Source organism: Shewanella sp. SM55, assembly GCF_025654025.1.
GTDB classification, from domain to species: domain Bacteria; phylum Pseudomonadota; class Gammaproteobacteria; order Enterobacterales; family Shewanellaceae; genus Shewanella; species Shewanella oncorhynchi.
The window spans coordinates 185307-203705 of record NZ_JAKKRS010000006.1 but is presented as its reverse complement, the minus strand read 5'-3'; the positions used below and the strand labels follow the sequence as shown (position 1 = coordinate 203705).

At 45.5% G+C, this 18399-nt stretch carries 14 protein-coding genes and 3 tRNA genes; 8 read left to right on the top strand and 9 right to left on the bottom strand.

Annotation, left to right across the window (positions count from 1 at the left end):
- Positions 1 to 4: 4 nt before the first annotated feature.
- Genes edd through zwf form a run of 3 tightly spaced genes read right to left on the bottom strand, consistent with a single transcriptional unit; the run spans position 5 to position 4036 of the window.
- The gene (gene edd / locus L5L91_RS10245; protein ID WP_028759996.1) at positions 5 to 1831 is read right to left on the bottom strand and encodes a phosphogluconate dehydratase; all 1827 of its coding nucleotides are present in this window, start codon (positions 1829 to 1831) and stop codon (positions 5 to 7) included.
- A 24-nt stretch (positions 1832 to 1855) separates the two neighbouring features.
- On the bottom strand, positions 1856 to 2554 hold the full coding sequence (gene pgl / locus L5L91_RS10240; protein WP_105252460.1) for a 6-phosphogluconolactonase: 699 nt from the start codon (positions 2552 to 2554) through the stop codon (positions 1856 to 1858).
- A 9-nt stretch (positions 2555 to 2563) separates the two neighbouring features.
- The gene (gene zwf, locus L5L91_RS10235; RefSeq protein WP_028759998.1) at positions 2564 to 4036 is read right to left on the bottom strand and encodes a glucose-6-phosphate dehydrogenase; all 1473 of its coding nucleotides are present in this window, start codon (positions 4034 to 4036) and stop codon (positions 2564 to 2566) included.
- 312 nt (positions 4037 to 4348) lie between these two features.
- On the opposite strand from zwf, the gene L5L91_RS10230 reads away from it, so the two are divergent.
- Both L5L91_RS10230 and pyk read left to right on the top strand, forming a co-directional pair.
- Positions 4349 to 5203, top strand: coding sequence for a MurR/RpiR family transcriptional regulator (locus L5L91_RS10230; protein WP_006081563.1), 855 nt, complete (start codon positions 4349 to 4351; stop codon positions 5201 to 5203).
- Between the two features lie 187 nt (positions 5204 to 5390).
- Positions 5391 to 6830 (top strand): pyruvate kinase, encoded by a 1440-nt coding sequence (gene pyk / locus L5L91_RS10225; protein WP_263236379.1) that lies wholly within the window; start codon positions 5391 to 5393, stop codon positions 6828 to 6830.
- A 243-nt stretch (positions 6831 to 7073) separates the two neighbouring features.
- Here pyk and L5L91_RS10220 read toward each other — a convergent pair whose 3' ends face one another.
- Together L5L91_RS10220 and L5L91_RS10215 are read right to left on the bottom strand one after the other, a co-directional pair.
- Entirely contained in the window at positions 7074 to 9353 is a 2280-nt protein-coding gene (locus L5L91_RS10220) for an acyl-CoA dehydrogenase (RefSeq protein ID WP_168825236.1), read from the bottom strand.
- A 16-nt stretch (positions 9354 to 9369) separates the two neighbouring features.
- Entirely contained in the window at positions 9370 to 10008 is a 639-nt protein-coding gene (locus L5L91_RS10215; protein WP_028760001.1) for a TetR/AcrR family transcriptional regulator, read from the bottom strand.
- 220 nt (positions 10009 to 10228) lie between these two features.
- Between L5L91_RS10215 and L5L91_RS10210 the strand changes: the two genes are divergently transcribed.
- Positions 10229 to 12094, top strand: coding sequence for a M2 family metallopeptidase (locus tag L5L91_RS10210; RefSeq protein ID WP_263236378.1), 1866 nt, complete (start codon positions 10229 to 10231; stop codon positions 12092 to 12094).
- 106 nt (positions 12095 to 12200) lie between these two features.
- Here L5L91_RS10210 and smrA read toward each other — a convergent pair whose 3' ends face one another.
- Positions 12201 to 12791, bottom strand: a complete 591-nt coding sequence (smrA, locus tag L5L91_RS10205; protein ID WP_198573474.1) for a DNA endonuclease SmrA — start codon at positions 12789 to 12791, stop codon at positions 12201 to 12203.
- A 118-nt stretch (positions 12792 to 12909) separates the two neighbouring features.
- Here smrA and L5L91_RS10200 point away from each other — a divergent pair, with 118 nt between their 5' ends.
- Both L5L91_RS10200 and L5L91_RS10195 read left to right on the top strand, forming a co-directional pair.
- Positions 12910 to 13485 carry a DUF4440 domain-containing protein gene (locus L5L91_RS10200; protein ID WP_028760004.1) on the top strand — a complete coding sequence of 192 codons (576 nt, stop codon included), beginning with the start codon at positions 12910 to 12912 and terminating at the stop codon, positions 13483 to 13485.
- Positions 13486 to 13589: 104 nt separating this feature from the next.
- Positions 13590 to 14105, top strand: a complete 516-nt coding sequence (locus L5L91_RS10195; protein WP_263236377.1) for a YchJ family protein — start codon at positions 13590 to 13592, stop codon at positions 14103 to 14105.
- Positions 14106 to 14259: 154 nt separating this feature from the next.
- On the opposite strand, the gene L5L91_RS10190 is transcribed toward L5L91_RS10195, so the two are convergent.
- The 3 genes from L5L91_RS10190 to L5L91_RS10180 form a co-directional block, all read right to left on the bottom strand.
- Entirely contained in the window at positions 14260 to 16443 is a 2184-nt protein-coding gene (locus L5L91_RS10190) for a putative bifunctional diguanylate cyclase/phosphodiesterase (RefSeq protein WP_263195809.1), read from the bottom strand.
- Positions 16444 to 16688: 245 nt separating this feature from the next.
- Positions 16689 to 16976, bottom strand: a complete 288-nt coding sequence (locus L5L91_RS10185; RefSeq protein ID WP_219233569.1) for a DUF406 family protein — start codon at positions 16974 to 16976, stop codon at positions 16689 to 16691.
- 208 nt (positions 16977 to 17184) lie between these two features.
- Entirely contained in the window at positions 17185 to 17673 is a 489-nt protein-coding gene (locus tag L5L91_RS10180) for a VC2046/SO_2500 family protein (RefSeq protein ID WP_131524165.1), read from the bottom strand.
- A gap of 125 nt (positions 17674 to 17798) precedes the next feature.
- On the opposite strand from L5L91_RS10180, the gene L5L91_RS10175 reads away from it, so the two are divergent.
- The 3 genes from L5L91_RS10175 to L5L91_RS10165 all read left to right on the top strand — a co-directional run bounded on the left by L5L91_RS10175 (position 17799) and on the right by L5L91_RS10165 (position 18266).
- A tRNA-Tyr gene (locus tag L5L91_RS10175) sits at positions 17799 to 17883 on the top strand.
- A 71-nt stretch (positions 17884 to 17954) separates the two neighbouring features.
- Positions 17955 to 18039, top strand: a tRNA-Tyr gene (locus tag L5L91_RS10170).
- A gap of 142 nt (positions 18040 to 18181) precedes the next feature.
- Positions 18182 to 18266 (top strand) — tRNA-Tyr (locus L5L91_RS10165).
- Positions 18267 to 18399: the final 133 nt, after the last annotated feature.

Here is an 18399-nt window from a genome sequence, read left to right as displayed (position 1 = left end):
TGTATTAATAAAGTTCATCGATGGCATTAGTACAACGCGCACCAGTTTCTGGACTACTTAGATTTGAACGTAGCGCACTAAATAACTCGCGGCCCATCCCATAACGTGAGCGATGTAAATCGACTATTCCCGCGGCTCTGGTGGCAAGTTCAGCTTCAGATACAAGCAGGCTCAGTTCGCCTGTTAACGCATCGACACGGATCAAGTCGCCATCTTGGACTTTGGCAATTAAACCGCCATCTAAGGCTTCTGGCGTCAAGTGAATGGCCGCAGGGACTTTACCCGACGCGCCAGACATACGACCGTCGGTCAGCAGCGCGACTTTAAAGCCTTTGTCCTGAAGCGTTCCCAATAGTGGGGTTAACTTGTGCAGTTCTGGCATACCGTTGGCTTTCGGGCCTTGACCTTTAACCACCACAACACAATCTCTATCCAGAGCACCGGCTTGGAACAAGGCATCGAGTTTGTTTTGATCGTCAATCACCACTGCGGGCGCTTCAACGACACGATGTTGTTCTTGTACTGCTGACACTTTGATCACAGCGCGGCCTAAGTTACCTTTGAGTAATTTTAAGCCACCGTTGCCTTGGAAAGGTGATGCGACTGACGTTAACACTTCAGTATCTAAGCTAGTCGTTGGACCATCGACCCAGCGCAGTTCACCGTCGAGCAGCCTTGGCTCTTGGGTATAACGGCGTAAACCAAAGCCCGCAACGGTATTCACATCTTCATGCAATAGACCCGCATCGAGCAATTCTTTGATTAAGTACGCCATGCCACCGGCTGCATGGAAGTGATTAATATCGGCATGACCGTTTGGATACACGCGCGCCACTAGTGGTACAGCATCGGATAATTCAGAAAAATCATCCCAGTTCACAATAATACCGGCAGCACGAGCCGCGGCGACTATGTGCATCGTCAAGTTAGTAGAACCGCCAGTAGCCAAAAGTGCCACAATGCCGTTAACCACAGACTTTTCGCTGACCACTTCACCGATTGGGGTATATTGAGTACCCATTTCGGTTAAACGACACACTTGCTTAGCGGCCATCTTGTTTAAGGCTTCGCGCAGTGGATCATCAGGATTTACAAACGACGAGCCTGGTAACTGCAGACCCATCACTTCAAGCATCAGCTGATTCGAGTTTGCAGTGCCGTAGAAGGTACATGTTCCTGCACTGTGGTAAGACTGGGCTTCAGCTTCTAACAGTTGCGCGCGATCCACTTTACCTTGGGCAAATTGCTGACGAATACGGGCTTTTTCTTTGTTCGGGATACCTGATTTCATCGGCCCAGCAGGCACGAATAACATAGGCAAGTGACCAAAGCTTAAGGCGCCGATAAGCAAACCTGGTACGATTTTATCGCAAATGCCGAGCAGTAAAGCGCCATCAAACATGTTGTGAGACAAGCCCACAGCCGTTGCCATCGCAATCACTTCACGACTCAGTAAGCTCAATTCCATACCGGGTTGACCTTGAGTCACACCGTCACACATGGCCGGAACACCGCCCGCCACTTGTGCAACACTGCCGACTTCCTGACAGGCTTTTTTAAGCAATTCAGGATAGCTTTCATAGGGTTGGTGCGCAGATAACATATCGTTAAATGCCGTCACTATGCCGATGTTCGCCTTATTCAATTGACGCAATGCATTTTTGTCGTCTGGATTACAGGCGGCAAAACCATGGGCTAAGTTGCCACAGCTCAATGAGCTACGGTGTACACCATGGTTACGAGCATCATTCAATGCGGCGAGATAACCTTCACGTGACGCTTTGCTACGGGCAATAATTCTGTCGGTAACAGCTTGAACTACTGAGTGTATTTCTACTGAGTGCATAGTGACTCCTTAAGCGCTCCAGAACACATCAACGGGCGTTTTACGCTGCGCTAATACGGCTCTGATAGGCATAGCATGGACATCATCACTTTCTAACGCTTGACGATATACGGATAATTTCTGTTCCCCGACCAAGTGCAGATAAATTTGTCTGCTGTTCAGAATCGCACTCTTAGAGAGCGTAATTCTACCATGGGGCGCTGTGGTGGGGTTCGTCGCCACACACAGGGCTTGGGTTGTGAGCGCATTTTCAAGCTCAGCACTGCAGGGAAACCAAGAGCAGGTATGACCATCGTTACCCATGCCTAACACCACCACATCAAAAGGACGTGGGAAGTTAGACAAGGACTCGGCGGCCATATCGGCGCCCGCTTCTGCAGTCGAAAACATGTTTTTTAAACCGCGGAATTTGGCATTCGCCGCACGGTTTTGTAATAAATGTTCACGCACGAGACGCTCATTAGAAGCATCGGCGTCGGCTTCAACCCAGCGCTCATCGGCAAGCGTGATATAAACATCACTCCAATCGATGGATTTCATGCTCAATAGTTGAAATAACTTAAGCGGCGTCGAACCACCGGAAACGACTAAGCTCGCTTTTCCGCGGGCATCGACGGCTTCCTGCAACTGGCTCGCAATTCTATTCGCAAGCTGTTGTTCTAACGCACTTGGCGTATCGAAAGATTTGAATACGGTTTCTTTAATCATCAAAGTCTCCTACTCGTCCCACGAACGGCCATCTTTGGTGATCAAAGCAACTGACGCAACTGGACCCCAAGTACCCGCAGGATAAGGTTTTGGTTTTTCGTTGCTTTGTTCCCACGATTGGATAATACCATCCACCCAAGTCCATGCCTGCTCGACTTCGTCGCGGCGCACGAACAGCGCTTGATTACCGAGCATAGCTTCGAGTAATAGACGCTCGTAGGCATCGGCGATGCGTTCATTTTTAAAGGTATCGGAGAAGCTCAAATCGAGTTTAGTGGTTTGTAGACGTTGTTTTTGCTCCAAACCTGGCACTTTGTTCATCATCTGGATTTCAACCCCTTCATGGGGCTGCAGACGGATCGTCAGCTTGTTCGGTGGCAGATTACGGTAGCTTGAGCGATATAAGTTATGCGGTGGGTTTTTGAAATACACCACAATTTCAGAGCTCTTAAACGGCATACGTTTACCGCTACGTAAATAGAAAGGCACGCCCGCCCAACGCCAGTTGTCTATATCCACGCGGATCGCCACGAAGGTTTCTGTGTGTGATTGAAGGTTGGCGCCTTCTTCTTCTAAATAACCCGGGACTGGGCTGCCCTTTAAGAAGCCTGCGCTGTACTGACCGCGTACGGTATTTTCATACACATTGTCTGAATTAATCGGACGCAGTGATTTAAGCACTTTAACTTTTTCATCACGGATGCTGTCAGCATCTAAGTTAACGGGTGGATCCATGGCAACGAGCGTTAACACTTGCAGCAAATGGTTTTGGATCATGTCACGCATCTGACCCGCTTTGTCGAAGTAACCCCAACGGCCTTCGATGCCCACTTCTTCTGCGACTGTGATCTGGACGTGGTCAATCGTACGGTTGTCCCACTTAGAGGCAAATAAAGAGTTAGCAAAACGCAGTGCAATCAAGTTCTGTACGGTTTCTTTACCTAAGTAATGGTCGATACGGTAAACCTGACGTTCTTTGAAGTAAGCGGAAACTTGGTCATTGATAACGCGAGAAGAGTCTAAATCTGAGCCGATGGGCTTTTCGAGCACCACGCGTGAATCTGGGTGGATAAGATCTTGTTCATGCAAACAACGGCAAATGTCGCCGAATATTGCAGGTGGCGTAGCAAAGTAACTGACCATAACGCGCTCTTCTGGTTTGAGCAGATCATGGAAGGCACTGTAGCCCGCTGAATCGGTAAAGTTAGTGCCTATATAGTGGCAGCGGGACAGGAAACGTTGGAGAGTCTCTTCGCACAAAGGCTCTTTCACGAAGGTGTTTAATGCAAGCGTGACTAATTCGATAAACTCATCTTGAGTAAACTCGTCTTTCGCGACACCGATCACTTTCGTATCTTTATCGAGAAGTTCAGCTTTATCTAGCTGGTATAAAGAAGGTAACAACTTGCGTCGTGCCAAATCGCCTTTAGTACCAAAGAGTACGAAGTCACAAGCTTTGGCGCCTGATGTTGTTTTGCCCATTGCGTTACGATCTCCTTTGTATGTCGTGTCCCTTCATGTCGATGAAGAAATCCACACTTTTGTTGTAATATAACAACAGAATTTGTTAAATGCATCTATTTTTATAAATATTAACATTCTAGCTAACTAGTCACTTGCTGCATAAATCTGATATGCTTTTTGTGCTTAAATTACTGAAGGTAGTAAAGTCTTATTTCAAAATTGTACTGAAAAGTTACTACATAGAGTCTATTAGTGGGCTGCCAGTCTTGATCTGCTCCCACGAAATAAAAATAAATAAAATTACATTCTCAATTTAGCGGACATACGCGTATGAATACCCTAGAAAAGGTTCAAAAAAGCCTCACCCATTTTAGTAAATCAGAACGCAAAGTTGCAGAGGTGATCTTAGCATCACCACAGACAGCTATACATTCTAGCATCGCCACACTGGCTAAGATGGCAGATGTCAGTGAACCTACTGTGAATCGTTTCTGCCGCCGCTTAGATACTAAAGGTTTCCCTGATTTTAAGTTACATCTAGCACAAAGTCTTGCGAACGGTACACCTTATGTGAGCCGCCACGTTGAAGAAGATGATTCGACTGAGTCTTACACGACAAAAATATTCGAATCTTCAATGGCTTCGCTCGATACCGCACGTCAAAGCCTAGACATTTCAGCCATTAATAAAGCCGTTGATATTCTCACTCAAGCTAAGACTATTTCCTTTTTTGGCCTAGGCGCATCCGCTTCAGTTGCCCATGACGCGCAAAATAAATTCTTCCGCTTTAATGTGCCTGTCATCTGTTTTGACGATGTTCTAATGCAACGCATGAGCTGTATTAACAGTAATGAGGGCGATGTGGTGGTATTGATTTCCCACACTGGCCGCACTAAGTCATTGATTGAAATAGCGCGTTTAGCGAGAGAAAATGGTGCAGCTGTGATTGGTATTACCGCCCGCAACTCGCCTCTGTCAATGGAATGTACACTGCCCGTGACAATGGAAGTGCCAGAAGATACTGACATGTATTTACCTATGGCCTCGCGTTTAGCCCAATTAGTCACTATAGATGTATTGGCAACGGGTTTTACCTTACGTAGAGGCCCACGTTTCCGCGATAATTTGAAACGAGTGAAAGAAGTGTTAAAAGAGTCTCGCATCAATAAAGATCCGATACTGTAACTCACTTCCTTTTCTAAAAATGGCTAGTGTTGATCCTTAACCTAGCCATTTATCGTGCAAATATCAGCGATACCTCACAATTTTCATACATAACTTTAGATCAATTTGATTGTAACTTTACTACAAAATTTGGAATTGCATGGTAATATAGTCCCAAGATTTTTTTTAACTTTAACGGAGTATCCTTATGTTCCGCAGAACCAAAATCGTCACCACTCTAGGTCCCGCTACAGATCGTGATGATAACCTACGCCGCATCATAGCGGCAGGTGCAAACGTTGTACGTCTTAATTTCTCCCACGGTTCCCCCGAAGATCATCTAAAACGAGCAACTCAAGCGCGCGAAATCGCTAAAGAGTTAGGCGTTCATGTGGCCATTCTTGGTGACTTACAAGGCCCTAAAATCCGCGTTTCTACTTTCAAAGACAATAAGAAAGTACAACTCGTATTAGGTCAAGCCTATGTACTTGATGCCGAGTTAGCCAAAGGTGAAGGCGACGAGACCCAAGTGGGTATCGATTACAAGCAATTGCCAGACGATGTGACTGTTGATGATATCCTGATGTTAGATGATGGCCGTGTTCAATTACGCGTTGAGCGTGTTGAAGGCCGTAAAGTGCATACCACAGTGACTGTGGCGGGCCCTTTATCTAACAACAAAGGTATTAACAAGCAAGGCGGCGGACTTTCTGCTGCTGCGCTAACCGAAAAAGACAAAGCTGACATTTTGACTGCGGCAATGATCCAAGTGGATTATTTAGCCGTGTCTTTCCCGCGCAGTGGTGCTGATTTAGATTACGCCCGTGATCTTGCCCGTCAAGCCGGTTGCAATGCCTTGATCGTGGCTAAAGTAGAACGTGCTGAAGCCGTTGCGACCGATGCCGCTATGGATGATGTGATCTTAGCGTCTGACGTTGTTATGGTTGCCCGTGGTGACTTAGGTGTTGAAATTGGTGATGCTGCACTCGTTGCAGTGCAGAAGAAGTTAATCGCCCGTTCACGCCAACTGAATAAAGTCGTCATCACTGCCACTCAGATGATGGAATCGATGATTTCAAGCCCAATGCCAACCCGCGCCGAAGTGATGGACGTGGCGAACGCTGTGCTTGATGGTACCGATGCTGTGATGTTATCTGCTGAAACTGCTGCCGGTGACTTCCCAGAAGAAACCGTTAAGGCAATGGCAAACGTGTGTGTTGGCGCTGAATCTCACCCAAGTGTGATTGTGTCTAAACATAGATTAGATGTGCGTTTCACTTCAGTTGAAGAAACCATTGCACTATCAACTATGTATGCAGCAAACCACCTAGAAGGCGTTAAGGCGATTATCGCTCTGACTGAATCGGGTGCAACACCACAGTTGATGTCTCGTATCAGTTCTTCACTGCCAATCCTGGGTTTATCACGTCACGCAACAACCTTAGCCAAAATGGCCTTGTACCGCGGCGTGTTGCCAATCTACTTCGATTCAACTATCCACCCAGCCGATGAGCTAGCGCAAAAAGCGTTAGAAGCATTAACTGCGGCTGGTTATTTGAATAGCGGTGATATGGTGCTGATGACCAAAGGCGATGCAATGGAAACCATCGGCGGCACTAACACCTGTAAAGTGTTGATCGTAGCTTAGGTTGCTTAAGCTTCTTCTAACAACTCAAGCTCGTTAGAAAAAAGCCAATAAAAAACCACCTCATGAAGGTGGTTTTTTTATATTGACTATTTTCTGTAAGTGCAGATTTCTGTTGATGAAGATTTGTTGGTCTCTCATTTCAGAGGGAAATCCAAACGGCCTAAGCGGCTTAGCTATCGAACTTAACACCGCTTAGACCAAACTGCACTAACATTAAACGCTAACATCAAACACTAACAATCACTATAACGCTTCGAAATCATTCACATTAATTGCCGCTAAGCGCAGCTTATCAGCATGCTGTAACTTTTGTTCTTCGTCGGCAGTGATAACGCCAGTCTCGAGTGCTTTTGCAAACAAGACTAGATTCGGCACTTTTGCTGGCAACTCACCGGCACGCTGCGCTTTCTTCAGTTTTTTATAGATATCTTTACAGGCATATTGCGCGATAAATGCTTGCTCAACTTCAGCAATACCGCCCTTATCCCCTTCAAATTCAGGACATAAGAAAGTAATACGTTCGCGAGCAGGGCCAGGCTTCAACATGCCGCTAACTAAATCGGTCGCCATTTTGTCGCTCGGTGCAGTGAAGTGATTACCCAGCGGGAAAATTAAGCCGCGCAGTAACCAGGCCACAGGACGGCTCGGGAAGTTACGAATCGTGTCTTCCAACGCTTTAGCCGCCAAGTGCAAACGATTGGCCATTACATAACGTACCGCAGGCAAATCGTCCTGTTGACGGCCATTATCTTCAAATAACTTCAAGGTCGCTGAGCCTAAATACAACTGGCTGAGCACATCACCCATACGTGCCGACAGCATTTCTTTGCGTTTTAAATCGCCGCCCATGATCAGCATAGATAAATCTGTCATTAAGGCTAATGCAGACGAAATACGCGACATATCTTTATAGTACTGCTTAGTTTCACCGCTCACTGGCGCACTGCCAAAACGGCTACCGCTTAACGCGCTAAACAAAGCACTGAAAGCATTACGCGTGGCATAACCCATGTGACCCATTAATAACGCATCAAAACGCTCTAAGGCTTCATGTTGGTTTTCCATCGCTGCGGCTTCCATTTCGGCAAGCACGTATGGATGGCAGCGAGTCGCACCTTGACCAAAAATCATCAATGAGCGGGTTAGAATATTCGCGCCTTCCACAGTGATCGAAATTGGATTCGACATATAAGGGTGGCCTAAATAGTTTTTAGGTCCTAATTGAATGCCCTTACCCGATTGAATATCCATGGCATCATTCATCACAGAACGGCCTAATTCAGTCATGTGGTACTTAGCTATCGCGGTCACGACCGAAGGTTTGACTTTTAGATCGATACCCGTGGTTGTTAAACGACGCGCAGCTTCTAACTGATAAGTGTTGGCAATAATACGCGCCAGCGCTTCTTGCACCCCTTCAAACTGACCAATTGCCATACCAAACTGGTGACGCACATAGCTGTAAGCCGTTGTCGTCTTCGTCGCCATGTGACCAGAAGCCGTTGCCAATGCTGGCAATGAAATACCGCGGCCCGCTGACAAACACTCAACCAGCATACGCCAGCCTTTACCGGCAAACTCAGGGCCACCGATAATCCAATCCAGCGGAATAAACACTTCTTTACCTTGAGTAGTACCGTTCATAAACGCCATACCCAGCGGATTATGACGACGACCAATAACCACACCAGGATGATCCGTTGGGATCAACGCACAGGTAATGCCTAAGTTTTTCTTATCGCCAAGCAGACCTTCAGGATCGCGCATTTGGAATGCTAACCCCAGAACCGTCGCTACAGGCGCCAGCGTGATATAACGCTTATCCCAGGTGAGTTTTAGCCCGAGCATTTCTTCGCCATTGAAGGTATCACGGCACACAATACCCACATCTGGGATAGCGCCGGCATCACTGCCCGCTTCTGGACCAGTTAATGCAAAACAAGGAATTTCATCGCCTTTAGCTAAAGCAGGTAACCAACGTTCTTTCTGCTCGCTCGTACCATAGTGGGTCAGCAACTCACCTGGGCCTAAAGAGTTCGGCACCATCACAGTAACAGCAGCGCTTACGCTACGGCTGGCTAATTTGCTGACAATGGTCGAGTTTGCATAGGCAGAGAAAGCTTTACCACCAAATTTCTTCGGAATGATCAGTGCGAAGAAACCTTCTTTCTTAAAGTATTCCCACAGCTCTGGCGGTAAATCCTTGCGGTTATGCACTATGTCGAAATCATCGATCATCGTCAGTGCTGTCATCACTTGATTATCAATAAAGTCTTTTTCTTCTGCAGTTAGCGTGGGTTTGCCATAGCTATGCAAGGTATTCCAGTTAGGATTTCCGCGAAATAACTCCCCTTCCCACCAGACATCACCCGCTTCCATCGCTTCACGCTCGGTATCGGAAAGTGGCGGCAAGACCTTCTTGAAAAAACTAAAAACTGGGCGGGTAATAAACTGCATCCGGATATTTTTCACCGCAAACAACACGACAATGGCTATCAGGGCAAGAATTATAATCGTCAACATTATCAAGACCTTTTAATTAAGAAGAAACGGGGACTGATACGCCAGCCGCCATGTAGGGGATCACTTTACGGATCACGGCTTCGATGTCGTTATGCTCACCAAACTCAGCAGCAGCGATATCGTTTAGGGCATCGGCGGAGGCCATAGTGAATACGATAGTGCCTAAGGTAAAGTGTAAGCGCCAAAACATTTCAGCGGGTGGAATATGTGGTGCACTGGCCGAAACGGCTTTAACAAAAGCATCCAGATGCTGGCCGTAATGGGTAGTGATAAACCAACGTAAATGCCCTTGGCTTTCGATATAGCCACGGCCTAAAAGCTGCAGGAAGATCGTGGTGCCTTCGGTACGAAGCGCGTTTAAATCCAATAAAGGATCGACCAAAGAAGACAGGATCTCTTCGAGTGTAGCTTGTGCTGGAGCGGCATTTAAACGGTGAATTTGGCTTGAAGCAGCAGGCATAAATACGTCTAAATAGCGGGCTAACACTGCACGGATCAGCTCTTTTTTAGAACCAAAGTGATAATTGACCGATGCTAAATTCACCTCAGCTTTGCTGGTAATGAGTCGCAAGGAAGTCTCAGAAAAGCCCCGTTCGGCGAACAGTTTTTCTGCGGCATCAAGTATTCTAGTTTTTGTATCGGATCGACTTGCCATTCCGTGACCTTGAATTAATTTAAAACACTCGTTTAAATTAAACATTGGCACCACGGATGTCAAACTAAAATTGGACAAATTCACCGCTTTCTAGTCTGTGATACAAGCGGTATGTCGTACATGTCCGAATAAGTGTTAAAAACAAGTCAATTAACCCTTGTGCAATAACCCTGTGGTTTAGGTAAACTGTGTAACACAAAAACAACAAGGAAAACTAGACATGGTTATTTCATTGAATCGTCGCAGTAAAATCGCCCTCACAGTGGCACTCGCGCTGGGATTAACGGCCTGTAATGATGCACAAAGTAAAACAGACAAAACAGCTACTGCAGAAGCAGCTGTCATCAATACCGCCCCAGATAAAGCACAAGCCATTGCTTTTATTAACGATGCTGAAGCCAAGATGGCCGAATTATCGATTGAATCTAATCGCGCCGAGTGGATTTACAGCAACTTTATTACTGATGATACCGCGGCCCAGTCTGCCGCAGTCGGCGAAAAGGTCAGTGCAGCGTCGGTAAAATTTGCAACCGAGGCGGCTAAGTATGCCAATGTGCAACTCGATCCCGTAAATGCCCGCAAGCTCAATATCCTGCGCAGTGCGTTAGTGTTACCCGCGCCGCTCGATCCTGCGAAAAATACCGAGCTGGCGCAAATTAGTTCAGAATTAAATGGCTTATACGGCAAAGGAAAATACTGTTTTGCCGACGGCAAGTGTATGACTCAGCCTGAGCTATCGAGCTTAATGGCCGAATCACGAGATCCCGTAAAATTACTGGAAGCGTGGAAAGGCTGGCGTGAAATCGCCAAACCTATGCGTCCCTTGTTTCAACGTGAAGTGGAACTGGCCAATGAAGGCGCAAAGGATCTTGGTTATGCCAACCTGTCTGAACTATGGCGCAGTCAATATGATATGAAACCCGATGATTTTTCACAGGAACTCGACCGTCTTTGGGGCCAAGTTAAGCCTCTTTATGAGTCCTTGCACTGCTACGTACGGGGAGAATTGAATAAAGAGTACGGCGATACCGTCGCACCGAGCACTGGCCCCATCCCGGCACACTTACTTGGCAACATGTGGGCCCAGCAATGGGGCAATGTGTATGATCTCGTCGCCCCTGACAATGCCGATCCGGGTTACGATGTCACTGAGTTACTGGCAAAGAAAGGCTATGACGAGCATAAAATGGTGAAACAAGCCGAAGGCTTCTTCACATCATTAGGGTTCGCACCATTGCCAGAAAGTTTTTGGGCACGTTCTCTATTCGTTCAGCCAAAGGACCGTGATGTGGTTTGTCACGCTTCGGCGTGGGATCTCGATAATCTCGACGATATCCGCATTAAAATGTGTATCCAAAAAACTGCCGAAGATTTTAGCGTTATCCACCACGAACTTGGGCATAACTTCTATCAACGCGCTTATAAGCAACAACCCTTCCTGTTTAAAAACAGCGCTAACGACGGTTTCCATGAAGCAATTGGTGACACGATTGCACTGTCAATCACGCCAAGCTATTTAAAGCAAATCGGCTTATTAGAAGAAGTGCCTGATGCATCTAAGGATATCGGCCTCTTACTAAAACAAGCCTTAGACAAAATTGCTTTCTTGCCCTTTGGCCTGATGATAGATCAGTGGCGCTGGAAAGTGTTTAGCGGCGAAATCACGCCTGCCCAATATAACCAAGCTTGGTGGGAACTGAGGGAAAAATACCAAGGCGTCAAAGCACCGACTGAACGTAGTGAAGCAGATTTTGATCCGGGTGCTAAATACCATGTACCAGGCAATGTACCCTACACCCGTTACTTCCTAGCGCATATTTTGCAATTCCAATTCCATCAAGCGCTGTGTGAAACTGCAGGCGATAAAGGTCCGGTACACAGATGCAGTATTTATGGCAATCAAGCCGCGGGAGAGAAACTCAATAAGATGCTCGAGTTAGGCTTAAGTAAACCTTGGCCAGAAGCATTGAAAGAAGTCACCGGCAAAGAAACGATGGATGCAAAAGCGGTGCTCGATTACTTTACCCCACTTAAAACATGGTTAGATGAGCAAAATACCACCGCAAACCGCCAGTGTGGTTGGTAAGGGTTCATAAAATCATCACCCAATAACATAAAACAAAATGCCCAATAACATAAAACAAAATGCCCAATAAAATTGGGCATTTTTATTCAATACTTATCTGTTTAATCTAACGCCATCCCATGCCTTTACGATTGGCTTCACGGTTTTCAAGCTTAAGCTGTTCTGACTTAGTTAACATCACGTAAAGTGCCCCAGCACCGCCCTGCTCGGTTTTCGCCGAATGATAGGCAAGCACCATGTCGAGTTGTGATAACCAATAGCACACAGCTGATTTGAGCAATCCTGCAAAGGGTTGACTCTGATAGCCTTTACCGTGGATCAACATGACACAGCGTTCACCATGTGCCTGCGCTGCCAGTAAATAGTTAAGGACGGCATCACGAGCTTGGTTTAACCGATAAGCATGCACATCAAGCTCCATCTTGATGCTGTATTGCCCCATTCGGAGTCGTTTAAAAACGCCGCCTTGTACCCCCTCACGCTTAAAGCTCACAATGTCATCTGGCGCTTGCTGTGGAAACGCTTTTAAATCCAGTGGCATACACGCTAGAAAGGCTTCGCGTTGTAAAGCATCGCGTCTGTGTATTTGCTCTGCCGTCAACGCTTTCGGTGCTAAATTTACCACTGGCATATCGCCTTTTAGTGGCACGACTCCAGCCATTTCCTCAAAAAACAGTGCTGATTCATCATCCAGCATGGCAAGCTCCTTTACTTCACACTCTTGTACAGAAACACACTTTGTAAACATTCAAGGCTTTAGTTCAGCGGGCGCCTCCATTATAGTGACGCCATGATTGCCAGATTAGAATAAAGTAATGAAATTTTTGCCGCTAGTCCTGATGTGCTTATTGTCACTGCCAAGCTTAGCCAATCCAGCTAAAACTCATACAAAATCCACTGATGATCAATTGATCAACGCTAATTACCCTTTGTTTATTAGCGCTTTTAATCAATTGTCCCCTGAGGTGACCCGTGAGATTTACGCTGATGACGCTAGCTACTTATCTGAGAGTCAAAGTAAAGAAATTTACTATGGACGAGACAATATTGTCGCCATTTACAAGAAGTTTTTCGATAAAATCCGTGCCAAAAAAGCCACTATCGACGTGGATTTTCGCATTACTAAACGCAAAATTATCGGTAATGGTGCCATAGATACAGGCTATTATTTGGTTCGATTTTACCCGGCACAAGAAACCGGAGAACCTGTGAGTGAATTTGCTGGCAAATTTGCTATTGGTACAGAAAAAGTCTCATCCACCCAATGGAAAGTGAGCTTAGATACCAATAACCGCGCAGAACCTAGCTATTATCTGAATGCGAAACCGGTACCTAACTTATATTATGGTCGCCAATTTCCGCCTTTACCTGCGGGTAAAAAATTACCCTAATGTTAATGCCGATTACGTTTAAATGGACTATCTCACATCTAGCGCATTTAGATAGAAATAGAATAAATTTAAACAAATACAATTAAATTAAAGATTTAGCTAACATGACTACAACTAAGCAAACCTGCCCCTGTGGTAGTGGAATAAGCTATCAAGATTGCTGTGGTCCACTGCATACGCATGTAGACTCTGGGCAAGTCATTGCCCGTACTCCTGAACAGCTTATGCGCTCACGCTTCTGCGCATTTGTATTGAAAAATTTTGATTACATTTTAAAAACACATCATCCAGACTATCTAAATGGCCTTACTCTCACGAGCCTCAATGCTGGTCCTCACCCACATTGGTTAGGATTAGATGTACAGAGCAGTACTGAAACACCAAGCCACAATGCTCAAGCGGCGATAGCTGAACAACGACATGGCACAGTTACCTTTAAAGCTTGGTATAAGCTCGATGGTGAAATTGATGCTATCTATGAGCGATCCGAATTTATCTACCAAGCAAGTCGCTGGTATTACAGCCAAGGCCAGCAAATGACGGCTAAATTACCCGGTAGAAATGACCTCTGTATTTGCCATAGTGGCAAAAAATTCAAACAATGCTGCTTAAAATCTTAATAGGTATACAGTGCTGAGCTGCACTGGAGAATGACGGTGAAGGTTTATAGTGCTGATTGAACAAGCACAGAGATGAATAATAAAGGCAACCTAGATTACAAACCTAGGTTGCCTTTATTTTATCGTGAGCAGCACATTTGAAATAATTGTAACTTTAGTGGGTTATGACTGAAGCGCTTTTCGCCGACAAGATAAATTGTGCAAACTCAGGCTCCCGTAATGCAGGACTATAGAGATAACCCTGTGCCTGATGACAAAAACTTTTCGCTAAAAATGCTTCTTGCTCAAGGGTTTCAACCCCTTCTGCCGTCAGAGATATATTCAATGCATTCGCCATGGCAATAATGGCTGACACAATTTCGCGACTTTCGCGGCTGACGGTAAGATCTGAAATAAACGAACGATCAATTTTAAGTTTACTGATCGGAAACTGCTTCAAATAACGCATAGAGCAGTAACCCGTCCCAAAATCGTCAATCGCGAGCCCTACGCCTAATTCTGCTAATTCTTGACATAACAAGGTCGCGTGGCGAATATCACCCATCAATTCAGTCTCAGTGATCTCTAAGATTAACGTCTTCGGTTTCAAGCGATAACGCGTCAACAACTGCCACACTTGCTCGAATAAATTACCACTGAAGAACTGACGAGCCGACACATTCACATGCATTGTCATATCGGCATTATGATGCTGCCATAGGTTTAACTGTCGACATGCGGCCTCTAAAACCCAACTGCCGATAGAATTAATCATCCCCGACTGCTCTGCAATATCAATAAAGGAAGCTGGAAATAACACGCCTCTTTTAGGGTGGTGCCAACGGATTAAGGCTTCGGCGCCAATATAGGTATTCTGCTCAAGATCCCTCAGAGGCTGATAATAAAGCTCAAACTGACGACCACGGATCGCACTGTGTAAATCACGTTCTATCTGCGCATCCTCTTTAAATGCACTCAATAACGTGCTGTTAAATACTTGGATTGCAGTGCCTTTTTTCTTTTTAGCATACTGCACTGCAATATCGGCACAGGTTAATGGGGCAAACAAACTCGCCACAGAGGCAATATCAACCACAGCTAAAGCAGGCTTTGGTTCGACTTGCTCGCGGCCGATTAAAATAGGCATGGCAAGATGTTGATACAGGCGCGTACTAAAATAATCGAGATCGTAAACCGCATTATCATCGGTCAACAGCACGGCAAATTCATCGCTGCCGACGCGGGCAATTTCGGTGGCCTTATTAATCTCAGAAAAATGTTTCAAGCGGCGGGCAATTTCTATCAACAAGCTATCGCCATTTTCATGACCATAGGTATCGTTAAAACGCTTAAATCCCACTAAATCAACTAATAACAACAGTCCCTTCGTGGTACGTTCAAGGACTCGATTAAAATGAGTACGGTTATGTAGTCCCGTTAATCCACAACGCCAAGCAAGCCGTTCAAGCTCTGACTTATAGTTATGCTCATCGGTATTTTCTTCACACGAGACCAAGGCATAATGATTACCGCGATCGGTAATGAACTGACTCAGCACGTATGTCAGCCAATAACGACTGCCATCGGCACGACTAAACTGCACTTCGCCTTTGGCAATTTCCCCCCTAAAGATTTGCGCTAGGGTTTGCTCGGCTAATTGGGCATGCTGCTTGAAAAAAGCCAACTCACGGATATTCGCGCCGATAATCTGCTCACGGGGTATGCCGGTGATTTCACTGTGCGCCTGATTCACATACTCGACTTTTTCAGTATGCAGATTAATTAACATACTGATTTGTCGCGATTGTTCAGTGGCACAGCGAAATAAACTCAAGCTTTCTTCTTTATCGTAGCTGTGTTTTGTCGCTAAGGTCAGGGCTAATTGGTCAGCCATCTGGCACGCGAGGTGAATTTCACTGTCATGCCAGTGGGGAGTCAATTGTGCCCGCTCGATGCAGAGCACACCTTCGAGATGACCATTGATGCGAATGGCGATGTCGAGACTCGAGTTGATTTGCCGCGGGATAAAATAGCACTCAGCCAATTCACTTAAACGTGGATCGGTCAGGGCATTGCCTGCATCGATATGGCGCAGAGTTTTGAGCTCGTGTACATACCGGGGACAATCTTGTAATAACTTAGGTCGATGAATGTCTTGCAACATCATAGAACCAAATTGTGCGACGAGTGATTGGGTTTGTTGATCAGATGAAAAAGTCCACACTGATACCAAAGAAACCGCTAAATTCTGGCACAACAACTCTGTGGTTAACTCTGCCGTCTTTGTGAAATCGCCCTGCTGTTTTGCAGTTGACTGTACCAAAGACTCCAATAAATGCTGATGCTGACGTCGCTTCACGCTGGTTCCCTACAAAACTTCGTGTTGGGCTAAAGGTCTTTGCTGTTAGCAAACTTACCTTGAAATTTAGAATTAAGCTGATTGAATTATTCTTATTTGGAGGCAGATTACACTAACTGTTGTAAGCACAGCAACATGTGGCACAATTTATTACAATTTGGTTAACAATAGCAGCATTTTTAGGCAATTAGCGCGATTTCCGTGACATCTATAACCGACTAAAAACTAAAGTGCTGCTCTAAAAATTACAGGCCGTTTTCCAATTGAAAAATCATTTTTTCCGCACTGACATTGAAGGTCAGCAGTAAGTCGACGCCTTCAGCTTTAGTCACAAATTCAGTTTGCACTTCAGCAAATCGAGTTTGAGCGCGTGTTGCCATGCTTTCGGCATCCGCTTGAGCGCTATCGCCAACAAAATTTAACGTCAATAACGTATCGTGCTCATCAATAACGGCGCCGATATCGACAAAGCTGCCGCAATCGGTGCAAGTGTCATTCACTGTCGGGCTCTGTGCTTCTATTATGCCTTTCATCTGTATTCCTTAATGTATAGAGCGACTGATTAACGGCATCACTAAAATATGCTCGTTAAATTTTTAACGCGGTAAATTTTAACTCGATAGGTTAATACGAATTATAGGTAATTAAGCTTCAAGATAACTGGCTTTAGCTCACGCTTATTTATCGAAATGGATCAGATTGACCCGATGGGTATTGAAGATCACTTGCGGGAAGACGGCCTTAGGCTGAGGCGAGCAAAGGCACAAGATTACGTTGGATTGCCAATTGATCAGCAAAGTGCATGATCTCGACTTTGGGTGCGGTTAATTGGCCCCTTTGCCTCAGCTGAGTCACATGGTCACAGTTACTTAACGCTTCTGCCATTGCGACTGACTCGCCGCCACGGATGACTAAGGCTTCCGGTCGCAATGCTTGTTGTAATTGAAACGCACGTGGACCTTGAGCCATAAAAATACTGCTGTTATCAACCACTGGTTCAGCAGACGATAAATCCGCCATTAAACTTTGCTGCGGTGGTAATTCGAACTGACGCTGTAATTTTTGCGCCATATCGAGTTCATTTTGCCATTGGAATTGTGCCATGTCCCGTGCGTCAACCGACAGTAACGACAGCAACAGGGCGAATTCGCCCCGTCTGTCGTTTTCTATCGCCGCGTTTAAGCGGGTGCCAATTTGGGCTTCGTTGACTAAAGGAACATCAATTTGCATAAAAAAACATCGTCAAAACAATTCGTTGTTAGTTAATCGACCATTTGATACATAACTTTAGGAATATTTTTAAATTGGGTATTTACATGGAAAAGGTTTCTGACTACTATGGCGGCCGCAATTGAGGAGGGGTTCCCGAGTGGCCAAAGGGATCAGACTGTAAATCTGACGGCTCAGCCTTCGAAGGTTCGAATCCTTCTCCCTCCACCATTTGCACTGCAAGTTTTATCGTGTTGTTCGAAAATGATGTAGAGTTTTACAAAAGCGTTAAAGGTATTCGTGGAGGGGTTCCCGAGTGGCCAAAGGGATCAGACTGTAAATCTGACGGCTCAGCCTTCGAAGGTTCGAATCCTTCTCCCTCCACCATCTTTATCTCTAACGCAGAGAATCATTTTCAAAAACTAAACATGGCCAATGTTTAGTTTTGTCTTGATAAACAAGTCCGTTATTGATGATGTTTTGAAAGACAATTTTAAAAGTCAGTTGTAAAGCTAAAAAGAAAGTTTGTGGAGGGGTTCCCGAGTGGCCAAAGGGATCAGACTGTAAATCTGACGGCTCAGCCTTCGAAGGTTCGAATCCTTCTCCCTCCACCATTTCTTTCACTCTCGCATATCCTTCTTGTTCCACTTCCGCATAGTCTTTTTCAACTTAATCTGACTGTTCCAGCTTAATCTAATTAAATTCTTGGCATTTCTATATTAAGTAAACCTCTTGGTGAGCGACATT

Excerpts from the sequence above, each read along its gene's own strand:
- L5L91_RS10230 (WP_006081563.1), top strand. The coding sequence starts at position 4,349 with ATGAATACCCTAGAAAAGGTTCAAAAAAGCCTCACCCATTTTAGTAAA.
- L5L91_RS10220 (WP_168825236.1), bottom strand. The coding sequence starts at position 9,353 with ATGTTGACGATTATAATTCTTGCCCTGATAGCCATTGTCGTGTTGTTT.
- pgl (WP_105252460.1), bottom strand. The coding sequence starts at position 2,554 with ATGATTAAAGAAACCGTATTCAAATCTTTCGATACGCCAAGTGCGTTA.
- zwf (WP_028759998.1), bottom strand. The coding sequence starts at position 4,036 with ATGGGCAAAACAACATCAGGCGCCAAAGCTTGTGACTTCGTACTCTTT.
- L5L91_RS10185 (WP_219233569.1), bottom strand. The coding sequence starts at position 16,976 with ATGAAAGGCATAATAGAAGCACAGAGCCCGACAGTGAATGACACTTGC.
- pyk (WP_263236379.1), top strand. The coding sequence starts at position 5,391 with ATGTTCCGCAGAACCAAAATCGTCACCACTCTAGGTCCCGCTACAGAT.
- L5L91_RS10180 (WP_131524165.1), bottom strand. The coding sequence starts at position 17,673 with ATGCAAATTGATGTTCCTTTAGTCAACGAAGCCCAAATTGGCACCCGC.
- L5L91_RS10200 (WP_028760004.1), top strand. The coding sequence starts at position 12,910 with ATGAAATTTTTGCCGCTAGTCCTGATGTGCTTATTGTCACTGCCAAGC.
- smrA (WP_198573474.1), bottom strand. The coding sequence starts at position 12,791 with ATGCTGGATGATGAATCAGCACTGTTTTTTGAGGAAATGGCTGGAGTC.
- L5L91_RS10215 (WP_028760001.1), bottom strand. The coding sequence starts at position 10,008 with ATGGCAAGTCGATCCGATACAAAAACTAGAATACTTGATGCCGCAGAA.
- L5L91_RS10195 (WP_263236377.1), top strand. The coding sequence starts at position 13,590 with ATGACTACAACTAAGCAAACCTGCCCCTGTGGTAGTGGAATAAGCTAT.
- L5L91_RS10210 (WP_263236378.1), top strand. The coding sequence starts at position 10,229 with ATGGTTATTTCATTGAATCGTCGCAGTAAAATCGCCCTCACAGTGGCA.